Below are 12,721 nucleotides of genomic sequence, written 5' to 3'. Positions count from 1 at the left end.
GTGAACGCCCGTACCACCAGCAACACCCCCGGCACCCGTATACGTCGTCGTACCGCTCTGCGCCGCACCGCCACCGCCCTCGCCGCCTCCGCCGCGGCCGTCTCCCTCGCCTCCTGCGGGGTCTCGGACATCGGCGACAGCGCGGAGGCGAGCCCCACGAAGGGCGACGACATCACGGTGGGTGTGCTGTTCCCCGACAAGGACACCAAGCGGTACGAGCAGTTCGACTACCCGCACATCAAGAAGAAGATCGCCGAGCTGACCGACAACAAGGGCGTCACCAAGTACGCCAACGCGGAGAACGACCCCGAGACCCAGAACAGCCAGATGGCGCAGATGGTCGAGGACAAGGTCGACATCATCATCGTCGACGCCGTGGACTCCAAGGCCGTCGCGCCCGCCGTGCAGAAGGCGGACGACGCGGGTATCCCCGTGATCGCCTACGACCGCCTGGCCGAGGGCCCCATCGACGGCTACGTCTCCTTCGACAACGAGCTCGTCGGCCAGGTGCAGGGCCGCTCGCTGGTGGAGGATCTGGGGGACAGCGCCGCCAACAAGATCGTCATGATGAACGGGTCCCCGGCCGACCCGAACGCCGCGATGTTCAAGGACGGCGCCCTCTCCGAGCTCCAGGACAAGGTGACGATCTCGGAGACGTACGACACCACGGACTGGGACCCGAAGGTCGCCAAGGTCAACATGGAGAAGGCCGTCGCCAAGCTCGGCATCGACAACATCGACGCGGTCTACGCCGCCAACGACGGCATCGCCGGCGCCGTCATCGACGTGCTGAAGACCGCCGGTGTCTCCAAGGTGCCGCCGGTCACCGGGCAGGACGCCGACCTGGACGCGGTGCAGCGGATCCTCTCGGGCGACCAGTACATGACCGTGTACAAGTCGTTCCCGACGCAGGCGAGCGCCGCCGCCGAGATGGCCGTCGCCAAGGTCCAGGGCCGTTCCATCGAGTTCGACGCCCTCGCCAAGGACAGCGTCGACTCCCCGACCACCAAGAAGATCCCCGCCCAGCTGGTGCCCCCGGTCGCGCTGACCAAGTCCAACATCAAGGACACGGTCATCGCCGACGGCATCTACACGGTCAAGCAGATCTGCACGTCCGCCTTCAAGTCCGACTGCGAAGCGGCCGGCCTGGACTGACCCGCGGGTTCACACCGCCCTCACGACGGCCTCGCGCCGCCCTCACGACACCTCTCGGCCCGGCAGGGCCGACCACCGGCTCCACGGGCCGGGCGGTTGACCTGCCGGGCCGTGCCGTTCGCCCCATGGTCTAGGGTACGGCTTGTCATGTCGTGATCACAGGGGGCGACTGTCGCATGTCTCGGAGCAGTGGGGACAGATGTACGCGCTCTCCCCTTCCGCTCACCGAGACTCCCAGAGGAACCCTCCCTTGCGCACGCCTGCCCGTACCCGCCGCCGTCTGCCCTCCACCCTGACCTCGTCCGCCTGCGCCCTGCTGCTCGCCCTCACCGTCTCCGCCTGTGGTGGCGACGGCGAGATGCTTCCCGTGGCCAAGGACGCGGAGGCGGTCGCCCTCTTCCTGGACAAGAACGTCGGGTGCCAGGACACCGACTACTACGTGGGCGACGACCTGCTGGAGTTCCGCGCCGAGGTCAGCTACGCGGTCGACAGTGCCGGCGAGTGCGAGGTCGACGACGAGACCGACATGGACTTCGTGCACTTCCCGATGCTGGGCGACTTCCAGAAGGACGTGGTGAACTCCGAGATCGTCGACGACACCGGCCTGATGGTCGGTATGACCTTCGCCGTCGACGCCGACGACGACAAGAGCGCCAAGGCCCTCCTCGACGCGGGCCTCCTCTACCTCGTCTGCGATCCGGGCGTGGACATACCGAGCACCTACCGGCAGGACGAGGGCGAGGCGGGCTGCGTCCTGACGGACTACGCCCGGAAGGACGAGGACGAGGACGAGGACGAGAACTACTAGAGCCCCCTCAAGCCACCCGCGTGAACTCGATCGTCACCTCCGGCGGTCCCCCCGCCACCCCCCGGTAGATGCCCTTGTGCGGTGTCACGTCGTCGTAGTCGCGGCCGCGGCCGACGACGACGTGGGACTCGTCGGCGGGGACGCGGTTGGTCGGGTCGTAGCCGGTCCAGTCGCCCGCCCAGTACTCGATCCAGGCATGGCTCTGGCCGGCGACGGGGCGGTGGAGTTCGGCCTCGCGTTCGGGGTGGAGGTAGCCGGAGACGTAGCGGGCGGGCAGGCCGAGGCCGCGCAGCATGCCGAGGGTGAGGTGGGCGATGTCCTGGCAGACGCCGGCGCCCTGCTCCCAGGCCTCGGCCGCGCTGGTGTGCACACCGGTCGCGCCCGGCACGTACGAGACGTGGTCGGCGACCATCGACGAGACCGCGGTCGCCGTCTCGTGCACGGAGAGGCCGTCCGAGACCTCCCGGGCCCGGTCCAGGAGTTCGGCCGGCAGCGTCGTACGGCCCGTCGCGGTCAGGTACTCCAGGAGGCGGGAGTCGGCGCTCGCCCGGTGGACCTCCGCCCAGTCCGGCGCGTCCGGCAGCGGGTCCGGCGGGGCCGTCTCCACCAGGCTGGTCGCGGTGATCGTCAGGTCGGAGTGGGGCTCGATGAGGTCGAACCCGGTGACCTGGGTGCCCCAGTAGTCCCAGTACGACCAGGTGGGGGTGGAAGGGTTCACCAGGACGCGGGCGTCCAGGGTGGTCTGGCCCGGCAGCGTCAGCGGGGTCATGCGGACCTCGTTGTGGGAGGAGGCCGCGGGCTGGGCGTACGAGACGCGGGTGGTGTGCCGGATGCGCAGGCGCCGGGTCGCCCTCGGAGCCGCTACGGGCAGGTTCATCGTGCTCACGCGCCTTCCTGGGCCCACTCGACGGGGCCTTGGTACGGGAAGAACTTCTCGGCGACCGCCTCCGCCGAGGCCATGCACGCCTGCTGCAGGTCGCGCAGCAGCGTGGGCAGTCCGGCCTCCAGCGACTCGGAGTCGAGGTATTCGAGGTGGGTGCGCAGGGCGCCGATCGGGCGGCGGGCCGGGTCCTGGCGGGGGCGGCCGAGCGCGGCCAGGCACTCCTCCGCCGTGGTCAGCGCGTGCAGCGCCGAGCGCGGGAAGTCCCGGTCCAGGAGCAGGAACTCGGCGACCTTGGGACTGTCGCCGAAGCCGCCGTGCACGCGCGCGTACGCCTCGTCGGCGCCGCTCGCGCTCAGCAGGGTCGGCCAGTCGGGCGCGTGCGCCGCGTCCAGCACCCGCACCGACAGCAGCCGTACGGTCATGTCCACCCGCTCCAGGCTGCGGCCCAGGACCACGAAACGCCAGCTGTCGTCGCGGCTCATCGTGGAGTCCGCGAGGCCGAAGAAGAGGGCGGCCCGGCGGCGTACCAGCTCCAGATACGCGTACGGGCCGCCCGTGCGGCGCGCGGCCGTGCGCTGGTCGGCGAGCGCGTGCCAGGTGGAGTTCAGGCACTCCCACATCTCGGACGACACCGCCTCACCGGCGCTGCGGGCGTTGAGGCGGGCCGCGCCGAGCGCGCCCTCGATCGACCCCGTCGAGCGGGCGTCGAAGGCCAGCCGGTCGAGCACCTGCTGCATGTCGCAGTGCCGGTCGGGCGCGTCCACGCCGAGGATCGCGTACAGCGAGCGGCAGGCTGCGTCCTCGTCGCGCCAGGGGTCTTCGAGGAGGCGGTGGAGGTAGGCGTCGAGGATGCGGCCGGTGGCGTCGGCCCGCTCCACGTACCGTCCCGTCCAGGTCAGGGCCTCGGCTATCCGGGAGAGGATCACGTCGTTCACTGCTGCTGCGCCCCTTCCTGTACGACCGCACGGGTGCCGTCGGGTCCGAGCAGGCGCGGCGCCTTCTCCAACGGGCCGCCGCTCTCCTCGTACCGCTGCTCGGCGGGGCCCTCGGCGAGGACCCAGGTGTCCTTGGAGCCGCCGCCCTGGCTGGAGTTGACGATGAGGTTGCCCTCCTGGAGGGCGACACGGGTCAGCCCGCCGGGCAGGACCCACACCTCGCTCCCGTCGTTCACGGCGAACGGCCGCAGGTCGATGTGGCGCGGGGCCATGCGTTCGCCGGCGAGGGTGGGGGAGGTGGACAGGGCCACCGGGCGCTGTGCGATCCAGCCGCGCGGGTCGGCGAGCACGGCCTCCCGGGTGCGCTCCAGCGTCTCCCGGTCGGCCTTCGGGCCGATGACGATGCCCTGTCCGCCGGCCCCGTCGACCGGCTTGACGACCAGCTGGTCGATCTGGTCGAGGACCGCCTCCAACTGCCCGGGTTCGTCGGGCCGGAAGGACTCGACGTTCGGGAGAATCGGTTCCTCACCGAGGTAGTAGCGGATGAGGTCCGGGACGTAGGTGTAGAGGAGCTTGTCGTCGGCGATGCCGTTGCCGACGGCGTTCGCGAGCGTCACGTTGCCCGCCATCGCGGCGCCCATGATGCCGGGGCAGCCGATCACCGAGTCGGGCCGGAAGTGGAGGGGGTCGAGGAAGTCGTCGTCGAGGCGCCGGTATACGACGTGGACGGGCATCTCGCCGCGGGTGGTCCGCATCCACACCCGGTTTCCCCGGCAGACGAGATCGTGCCCTTCCACCAACTGCACGCCCATCAGCCGGGCCAGCAGGGCGTGTTCGAAGTAGGCCGCGTTGTTGGGGCCGGGGGTCAGGACGACGACGCGGGGGTCACCGATGCCGCCGGGCGCGGCGGCCCGGAGCGCGGCGAGCAGCCTCTGCGTGTAGCCGTCGACGGGCAGGACGTGCTGCTCGGCGAAGAGGGACGGGAACACCCGGGTCATCGCCCGCCGGTTCTCGATGACGTACGAAACCCCGGACGGCACCCGGACGTTGTCCTCCAGCACCCGGAAGTCGCCCGCCTCGTCGCGTACGAGGTCGATGCCGGCGACGTGGATGCGGACCCCGCCGGGAGGTTCCACCCCGTGCGCGGCCCGGTGGAAGTGGGGGGAGTTGAGGAGCAGCCGCCAGGGCACGACCCCGTCCTCGAAGGCCCGGCACGGCCCGTACGCGTCAGCGAGGTACGCCTCCAACGCCCGTACGCGCTGGGCGACTCCGCGCTGGATGAGGTCCCACTCCAGGGCGTCCAGGATGCGCGGGACCAGGTCCAGGGGCCAGGGTCTCTCCTCGCCCGCGAAGGCGTAGGTCACGCCCCGGTCGGTGAAGGCGCGGGCCATCTGGTCGGCCCTGAACCGCAGTTCGGCCGGTTCGATGGGCTGCAGGGCCGCCAGCACCGGCTCATAGGCGGTCCTGACCTCACCCGGCCGCTCAAACATCTCGTCCCACGCGTCGGCCAACGCGTACGCGTCAAATATGTCCGCCATGGCCCGACGGTAAGTGCGCCTCGTAACGGCCTGATCACCATCGCATTTCCGGCACCTTGCGGGGACGACCACGACCTGCGGAAACGGAGGGTTTGAAGTACGGCCGCGCGGGGGAGGCGGGGCGCGGACGCCCTCGTCGCCTCCGGGGGCGATGAGCCGTACTCCGGGGGAACGAGTTTCTCCACGGTCGGGTACGGGGAACTCGCCGGGGCCCGGCACCGCCCGTCGCCGACTTCAGCTTGTTGCAGAGCGCACTGCCTGAGGGGTGGAGGTAGGTGGGTGAAAGGTGCTTTACCGGGGCAGAAAGACGGCGGAGCCGTGTTGCGGTGCCGGTGCGGGCCGCGCATAGTTGCGCTGCGAAGAGGCTGGAACCGGGGGTGAATGGGTGATGGCCGGGCCCGCGACCGAGGAGCATCCGCACGGTGCCGACCGGCTCTGCGCCGCCGGGGACCGCGTGTACTCCAGAGCCGTACGGCGGGGCCGCGTACCGCGCTCGGACGCCGACGCCGTGCCCTGCCTGCTGGAACTCGCCCTGCTGCACCCCGACCCCGACGACATGGGCTGGCTGGTGCCCACCTCCCCGCAGGAGGTCATGACCCGGCTGCTGCGCGGCGTCCACGCGGAGGTCAGCGCCAGCCAGGCCCGGATGGGCGCGGCGGTCGACGCCGTCGAGTGGTACGCCGGGCTCGGCAGCTCCCGGGGCGCCCGGCACCCGGCCGAGGGCGCGGCGATCCGGGTGCTCGACGGGCTGGCCCGGATCCGGGCGGCGATCGACGAGGCCACCGACCGCTGTACGACCGAGGTGCTGACCGTGCAGCCGGGCGGCATCCGGCGCGAGGACGAGCTGCGCGAGGGGCTGCACCGGGCGCTGGCGATGTGCCGGCGGGGCGTGCGGATGCGGGACCTGTACACGCATGTGGCCCGGCACGGGCAGGGGCTGCACAACTACATGGAGCTGATGGGGGAGTCGGCGGAGGCCCGCACGCTGGACGAGGTCGTGGAACGCCTCATCGTCTTCGACCGCACGGTGGCCTTCATCCCCGCCAACGCCGACCGGACCATGGCCCTGGAGATCCGCCACCCGGCGCTCGTGGAGTACCTGGTCACGGTCTTCGAACGGCTGTGGCGGCTGGGCGTGCCGCTGTCCGCCTCGCTGCCGTCGACCGGTGTCGCGGGCATCACCCACCGGGAGCGTTCCATCGCGGCCCTGCTGGCGGAGGGCCATCAGGACGCGGTGGTCGCCGAGCGGCTCGGGATCAGCGTGCGCACCTGCCGGGCCCATATCGCCCGCCTCTCCGAGCGGCTCGGCGCGGCCAGCCGTACGCAACTCGGTGTCCGTATCGCCGAGGCCGGCCTCGACGGCCCGCCCCGTCCCGTCGCCCCGGACGACCTCCCCGCCGTACCCTCCCCGACTCCCGCCCCCACGGCCCCACTTCCCCCTCGGGAATCCCCGACCGCCCTGTGAGGCAGCCCGGTTGCGCACGGCTCTCACGGGGCCCGTCGCCCCCGTCGGTCAGCCCTCCTGCTCCAGCATCCCCGACTGGGCGATGAGATAGCCGAGTTGCGCCCTGCTGCCGCTGCCCAGCGCGGTCGCCAGCTTGGCTATGTGGGCGCGGCAGGTGCGGACGTTCATACCGAGGCGGCGGGCTATGGCCTCGTCTACATGGCCCTCGATGAGGAGCTTGGCTATGGAGTGCTGGATGTCCGTGATGCCGTCGGGGGCGGTTTCGTAGGGGGCGCCGGCGTTCAGTGGGACGGAACGGCCCCACATGAACTCGAAGACCTTGATCAGGTAGCGGACGAGGCCGGGGTGGCGCAACTCCAGGGCCACCTGCCGGTCATCCCGGACAGGGATGAAGGCCACGGTCTCGTCGCAGATGATGAGCCGCTCGACGAGCTCGTCGATGGTGCGTATCTCCACCTTGCCGTCGCCGATCTGATCGACGTACGCCAGCCGCTCGGGGCTGTATCGGGCTGTGTGTTGGTAGAGGGTGCGCAGCCGCACACCGCGTTCGATCAGTGGCCGGTCGCGCTCCAGTCCTTCGATGAGCCGCTGTTCGGGTCGGCGGCGACCGCTCGGCTGGACTGTCAGCATCTCCGTCCGACACTCGGCGGTGGCGAGATCGAGGGCCGTGTTGATGCGGTCCAGGCCCTCCAGGACCGTGATCGAGTGGGTGGGCGACGAGCCTTGGGCGGTGAGCGCCATGAAGGGTTCGAAGGCCTCGGAGAGTTCGATCGACAGCCGTCGGCGCTCGCTGATCTCGCGTTCCAGGGGGTTGAGCCGCTGTGCCAGGGCCACCAGCGGGGCAACAGGGCGCAACCAGCCGATGTCGTCCGGGTCGGGGTGGAGGAGGGCGAACTCCATGAGACAGGGCGCGGATTCCACGTCCGCGCGGGCGATACGTCCCAGCCGCAGGGCGTTCGCGTAGAGGCGTCCGCCTTCCTCGCACAGCTCGGTCACTGGATGGGGATGCGTCGCTTTAGTTCGATCTGTCACCAAATCTCCACCCCCCAGGGTCCTGAACATGCAGGAACATGATGCATCGATTATGTGGCCATGACGTGCCCGAATGAGTCATCGTCGTACCCGACGGGGGAAGAGGGGACCTTCAAGTGAGGACGAAGCCGACTATGTGTAACAGAATGCTTCGCTCGGTGCTTGTCGCCGCCTTCTCCACCGTTGTGGCTTTCGGAGCGCTGAGCGGCCTTTCCGGCGTGGAGAGCGGTGATCGCCTGGCGAACGGTGACGAGGCGTCGACTGTCGTGGTGGCAGTGGAAACCGGTGGCACCGCAGAGACTGGCGAACAAGACAGCGTCTGGGACTGACTGACATGACGACTCCACCCGACGACCGCTCCTTCCGCCGCGAAATGGCCACCGCCTACCGCTCCGGTTGGCACTTCATTGACCTGGCCACCGCCATCCCCCACAGCGGTGACTCGTTGATGGTGACCGTGTTCGGTGAGCCGGTGGTGGTGACCAGGGACGAGGACGAGGACATCCGGGCGTACCGGTGTCTGCGGCGCCCGCGCGGCGCGCCGCAGCCAGTGCGGTGCGCCGTCCGGTACGGGATGGTCTTCGTCAATCTCGACCAGCGCGACCACCGGCTCGCCGAGCCGGAGACCCCGGCCTCCACGGCCGTCTCGGCCACCCCCCGCAGTGCCTGAAGCGATCCCCCGTCGTTCCATATCGCTCAGGCGCTTCCCCCCAGCAGCGGCGTCACCGTGACCTGAACACGGTGACGCCGCTGCAGGTTTACGGGGACATTTCAGAATGCCTCCCGGTATCGGAACCACTCCACCCGTCGCTCATCTGTCCGAAAAAAGGTCAACCGGAAGCGGGCGGTCACCCTCGGTGTCGTCCTCAGCCCCGACCCAGCGCCGCCGTCAGTTCGATCTCGATCACCACCCGCTGCGGGTTGGGTCGCGGGTCCCTGCCGTACCGCTCGGCGTACCGCCGCTCGGCGTCCGCGATCCGCTCCCGGTCCGTACGGACGAACGCGCGCCCCTCCAGCGTGGCCCAGCGCTTGCCCTCCATTTGGCACACGGCGACCCGGGCGCCCTCCTCCCCGGCGAGGCGCACATGCCGCGCCTTCGCGCTCGTCGCACTGGTGATCACCCGAGCGAGGCGCGCCCCGGGTTCGTATGTAACCCCGACGGGCACCACATGGGGGCTGCCGTCGGCGCGGAGGGTGGTCAGGGTGCAGAGATGGCGCTCCTGCCAGAAGGCGAGATAGGCGGCGTCCGGCTCGCCGGGGTCCACTCGGTATGGAGGTCGGTAGGTACTCACGGTCGTGGAATCTAGCGGCGATCCGACCCAGGGATCCCTCCCCCCTTCACCTTGAGTGGAATAGACTCAACTTTATGCACGTTGTCCAAGTCACTGTGGCCGACGGCTGACGCAAGGAGGAAACGCGAACGTGGACGCCGAGCTGACCAACAGGAGCCGGGACGCGATCAACGCGGCCAGCAACCGGGCCGTGTCCGAGGGCAACCCGGACTTCACCCCCGCCCACCTGCTGCTGGCGCTGCTCCAGGGGCAGGACAACGAGAACATCACCGACCTGCTCGCCGCGGTCGAGGCCGACCAGGCGGCCGTGCGCACCGGCGCCGAGAAGATCGTGGCCGGCCTGCCCAGCGTGACCGGCTCCACCGTCTCGCCGCCCCAGCCCAACCGTGAGCTGCTGAGCGTCGTCGCCGAGGCCCAGGCGAAGGCGAAGGAGCTGGGCGACGAGTACGTCTCCACCGAGCACCTGCTGATCGGGATCGCCGAGAAGGGCGGCCAGGCGGGGGACGTACTCTCCCGGCAGGGAGCGACCGCCGGCAAGCTGCGGGAGGCGTTCCAGAAGGCAAGGGGAGGACGCCGGGTGACCACAGCCGATCCGGAGGGGCAGTACAAGGCCCTGGAGAAGTTCGGGACCGACTTCACCGCCGCCGCGAGGGACGGGAAGCTCGATCCCGTCATCGGCCGGGACCAGGAGATCCGGCGGGTCGTGCAGGTGCTCAGCCGCCGTACGAAGAACAACCCGGTCCTCATCGGTGAGCCCGGCGTCGGCAAGACGGCCGTCGTCGAAGGGCTCGCCCAGCGGATCGTCAAGGGCGACGTGCCCGAGTCCCTCAAGGACAAGCGGCTGGTCGCGCTCGACCTCGGCGCCATGGTCGCCGGGGCGAAGTACCGGGGCGAGTTCGAGGAGCGGCTGAAGACGGTCCTCGCGGAGATCAAGGACTCCGACGGGCAGATCATCACCTTCATCGACGAGCTGCACACGGTCGTGGGCGCGGGCGCCGGCGGCGACTCCGCCATGGACGCCGGCAACATGCTGAAGCCGATGCTCGCCCGCGGTGAGCTGCGCATGGTCGGCGCGACGACCCTCGACGAGTACCGGGAACGGATCGAGAAGGACCCGGCCCTGGAGCGCCGCTTCCAGCAGGTGCTGGTGGCGGAGCCGACCGTCGAGGACACCATCGCGATCCTGCGCGGACTCAAGGGCCGTTACGAGGCCCACCACAAGGTCGTGATCGCGGACGCGGCGCTGGTCGCGGCCGCCACCCTCTCCGACCGGTACATCACCTCCCGGTTCCTGCCCGACAAGGCCATCGACCTCGTCGACGAGTCGGCCTCCCGGCTCCGGATGGAGATCGACTCCTCGCCCGTCGAGATCGACGAGCTGCAGCGGTCCGTGGACCGGCTGCGCATGGAGGAGATGGCCCTCGACAAGGAGACCGACGCCGCCTCCCGCGAGCGCCTGGAGCGGTTGCGCCGCGACCTCGCCGACAAGGAGGAGGAGCTGCGCGGCCTCAACGCCCGCTGGGAGAAGGAGAAGCAGTCCCTCAACCGCGTCGGTGAACTGAAGGAGAAGCTCGACGACTTGCGCGGCCAGGCCGAACGCGCCCAGCGCGACGGCGACTTCGACACCGCCTCCAAGCTGCTGTACGGGGAGATCCCCACGCTGGAGCGGGCGCTGGAGGAGGCCTCCGAGGCGGAGGAGGAGGCCGCCGCGTCCAAGAACACCATGGTCAAGGACGAGGTCGGCTCCGATGACATCGCCGACGTCGTCGCCTCCTGGACCGGCATCCCGGCGGGCCGTCTGCTGGAGGGCGAGACCCAGAAGCTGCTCCGCATGGAGGACGAGCTGGGCCGCCGCCTGATCGGCCAGACCGAGGCCGTACGGGCCGTGTCCGACGCCGTACGCCGCAGCCGGGCCGGAATCGCCGACCCGGACCGCCCGACCGGGTCCTTCCTCTTCCTGGGCCCGACGGGTGTCGGCAAGACGGAGCTCGCGAAGGCCCTCGCCGACTTCCTCTTCGACGACGAGCGGGCCATGGTCCGTATCGACATGTCGGAGTACAGCGAGAAGCACAGCGTGGCCCGGCTCGTCGGCGCGCCCCCCGGCTACATCGGCTACGAGGAGGGCGGCCAGCTGACGGAGGCCGTCCGCCGCCGCCCGTACTCCGTGGTCCTGCTCGACGAGGTGGAGAAGGCCCACCCCGAGGTCTTCGACATCCTCCTCCAGGTGCTCGACGACGGCCGTCTCACCGACGGACAGGGCCGTACGGTCGACTTCCGCAACACGATCCTGATCCTCACCTCGAACCTGGGCAGCCAGTACCTGGTCGACCCCGTCACCAGCGAGGCGGAGAAGAAGCAGCAGGTCCTGGAGGTGGTCCGGGCCTCCTTCAAGCCGGAGTTCCTCAACCGCCTCGACGACCTCGTCGTCTTCTCCGCGCTGGACAAGGCTGAGCTGGAGCGCATCGCGAAACTCCAGATCGAACGCCTGTCCAAGCGTCTCGCCGAGCGCCGCCTCACCCTGGAGATCACCCCCGCCGCCCTGGCCTGGCTCGCCGACGAGGGCAACGACCCGGCCTACGGCGCCCGCCCGCTGCGCCGCCTCGTCCAGACCGCCATCGGCGACCGCCTCGCCAAGGAGATCCTCTCCGGCGAGGTCAAGGACGGCGACACGGTCCGGGTGGACACGTTCGGGGAGGGGGAGGGCTTGATCGTGGGCCCGGTGACGGGTGCCCCGACGGCACCTTCGCTGGAGAAGAACCCGTGAGCGGGGGTACCCGAAAGGTTCCCGCCCACGCTCGTAGCTGAATCCCCTTCCCGGATCCGGCCAAGGGCGACGAACCACGCGGGGCGGGGGTTGCCACTCCCGCCCCCGCATGGGGGAGGATGGCGGAATCCGTACGAAGGGAAAATCACGGTGAGCATCGACCCGTCCTCGATTCCGAACTTCGGGGGCCAGCCCGAGCCGCAGCCCGGCCCGCCGCCCGGCCCCGTGGTCCCGGATCAGGACCTCGTGAAGCAGCTCCTGGACCAGATGGAGCTGAAGTACGTCGTCGACGACGAGGGTGACCTCGCGGCGCCGTGGGAGGAATTCCGTACGTACTTCATGTTCCGTGGCGAGGGCGACCAGCAGGTCTTCTCGGTGCGCACGTTCTACGACCGTCCGCACCAGATCAACGAGAAGCCGGCCCTGCTGGAGACCATCGACGACTGGAACCGCCGCACGCTGTGGCCCAAGGTCTACAGCCACACCCACGACGACGGCACGGTCCGTCTCATCGGCGAGGCGCAGCTGCTGATCGGCACCGGCGTCAGCCTGGAGCACTTCGTCTCGTCGACGGTCAGCTGGGTGCGGGCCGCCATCGAGTTCGACAAGTGGCTCGTCGAGCAGCTCGGCCTGGCCGAGGACATCGAGGAGACCGACAAGCCCAAGGACGACGAGTAGTCGTCCCCCGACGCGCTTCCACGGTCACCGGCGGTCACCGGCCGCGGTGGCCACAGGGGGACCTGGCCCATGACGGCCAGAACCGCTCCCCGGACACACGTACGAGAGCCCGGCCAGGGCGCCTCCCCATCGCGGGGGTGCCACGGCCGGGCTCTCGCCGTCCAGGCTTGT

General features: G+C 70.1%; 12 protein-coding genes. 7 read left to right on the top strand and 5 right to left on the bottom strand.

Annotated elements, in window-relative coordinates; translation table 11 throughout:
* Positions 1–1,155 carry a sugar ABC transporter substrate-binding protein gene (locus ACWD26_RS13600; protein WP_451269439.1) on the top strand — a complete coding sequence of 385 codons (1,155 nt, stop codon included), beginning with the start codon at positions 1–3 and terminating at the stop codon, positions 1,153–1,155.
* Between the two features lie 250 nt (positions 1,156–1,405).
* Positions 1,406–1,963: a hypothetical protein gene (locus tag ACWD26_RS13595; RefSeq protein WP_451269437.1), complete on the top strand. Its 558-nt coding sequence runs from the start codon at positions 1,406–1,408 to the stop codon at positions 1,961–1,963.
* 7 nt (positions 1,964–1,970) lie between these two features.
* Here the strand turns inward: ACWD26_RS13595 and ACWD26_RS13590 are convergent, their stop codons facing one another.
* Genes ACWD26_RS13590 through ACWD26_RS13580 form a run of 3 tightly spaced genes read right to left on the bottom strand, consistent with a single transcriptional unit; the run spans position 1,971 to position 5,319 of the window.
* Positions 1,971–2,840, bottom strand: a complete 870-nt coding sequence (locus ACWD26_RS13590) for a transglutaminase family protein (protein ID WP_451269643.1) — start codon at positions 2,838–2,840, stop codon at positions 1,971–1,973.
* Between the two features lie 5 nt (positions 2,841–2,845).
* Positions 2,846–3,781: an alpha-E domain-containing protein gene (locus ACWD26_RS13585; RefSeq protein WP_451269435.1), complete on the bottom strand. Its 936-nt coding sequence runs from the start codon at positions 3,779–3,781 to the stop codon at positions 2,846–2,848.
* On the bottom strand, positions 3,778–5,319 hold the full coding sequence (locus ACWD26_RS13580) for a circularly permuted type 2 ATP-grasp protein (protein ID WP_451269433.1): 1,542 nt from the start codon (positions 5,317–5,319) through the stop codon (positions 3,778–3,780). Before ACWD26_RS13580 ends, ACWD26_RS13585 begins: the two co-directional genes overlap by 4 nt.
* 388 nt (positions 5,320–5,707) lie before the next feature.
* On the opposite strand from ACWD26_RS13580, the gene ACWD26_RS13575 reads away from it, so the two are divergent.
* Entirely contained in the window at positions 5,708–6,784 is a 1,077-nt protein-coding gene (locus tag ACWD26_RS13575; protein ID WP_451269431.1) for a LuxR C-terminal-related transcriptional regulator, read from the top strand.
* 48 nt (positions 6,785–6,832) lie between these two features.
* On the opposite strand, the gene ACWD26_RS13570 is transcribed toward ACWD26_RS13575, so the two are convergent.
* Positions 6,833–7,846 (bottom strand): helix-turn-helix transcriptional regulator, encoded by a 1,014-nt coding sequence (locus tag ACWD26_RS13570; RefSeq protein ID WP_451269429.1) that lies wholly within the window; start codon positions 7,844–7,846, stop codon positions 6,833–6,835.
* Positions 7,847–7,974: 128 nt separating this feature from the next.
* On the opposite strand from ACWD26_RS13570, the gene ACWD26_RS13565 reads away from it, so the two are divergent.
* Positions 7,975–8,145: a hypothetical protein gene (locus ACWD26_RS13565; protein WP_451269427.1), complete on the top strand. Its 171-nt coding sequence runs from the start codon at positions 7,975–7,977 to the stop codon at positions 8,143–8,145.
* Positions 8,146–8,150: 5 nt separating this feature from the next.
* Complete coding sequence (locus tag ACWD26_RS13560; RefSeq protein WP_037702762.1) at positions 8,151–8,486, top strand: Rieske (2Fe-2S) protein; 336 nt, start codon at positions 8,151–8,153, stop codon at positions 8,484–8,486.
* A gap of 196 nt (positions 8,487–8,682) precedes the next feature.
* Here ACWD26_RS13560 and ACWD26_RS13555 read toward each other — a convergent pair whose 3' ends face one another.
* Positions 8,683–9,108, bottom strand: coding sequence for a pyridoxamine 5'-phosphate oxidase family protein (locus ACWD26_RS13555; protein WP_451269425.1), 426 nt, complete (start codon positions 9,106–9,108; stop codon positions 8,683–8,685).
* A gap of 130 nt (positions 9,109–9,238) precedes the next feature.
* On the opposite strand from ACWD26_RS13555, the gene clpB reads away from it, so the two are divergent.
* Both clpB and ACWD26_RS13545 read left to right on the top strand, forming a co-directional pair.
* Positions 9,239–11,872, top strand: a complete 2,634-nt coding sequence (gene clpB / locus ACWD26_RS13550; protein ID WP_451269423.1) for an ATP-dependent chaperone ClpB — start codon at positions 9,239–9,241, stop codon at positions 11,870–11,872.
* Between the two features lie 150 nt (positions 11,873–12,022).
* Positions 12,023–12,550: a YbjN domain-containing protein gene (locus tag ACWD26_RS13545; protein ID WP_451269421.1), complete on the top strand. Its 528-nt coding sequence runs from the start codon at positions 12,023–12,025 to the stop codon at positions 12,548–12,550.
* Positions 12,551–12,721: the final 171 nt, after the last annotated feature.

This window comes from Streptomyces sp. NPDC002787 (assembly GCF_053592095.1).
Note: the sequence above shows the minus strand (reverse complement) of the source record. Positions and strands in the feature narration are given on the sequence as shown.

What these genes read in the sequence shown, in the direction of transcription:
- ACWD26_RS13590 (WP_451269643.1), bottom strand. Translation starts at nt 2,840, where the DNA reads ATGAACCTGCCCGTAGCGGCTCCGAGGGCGACCCGGCGCCTGCGCATC.
- ACWD26_RS13580 (WP_451269433.1), bottom strand. Translation starts at nt 5,319, where the DNA reads ATGGCGGACATATTTGACGCGTACGCGTTGGCCGACGCGTGGGACGAG.
- ACWD26_RS13575 (WP_451269431.1), top strand. Translation starts at nt 5,708, where the DNA reads ATGGCCGGGCCCGCGACCGAGGAGCATCCGCACGGTGCCGACCGGCTC.
- ACWD26_RS13570 (WP_451269429.1), bottom strand. Translation starts at nt 7,846, where the DNA reads ATGTTCAGGACCCTGGGGGGTGGAGATTTGGTGACAGATCGAACTAAA.
- ACWD26_RS13560 (WP_037702762.1), top strand. Translation starts at nt 8,151, where the DNA reads ATGACGACTCCACCCGACGACCGCTCCTTCCGCCGCGAAATGGCCACC.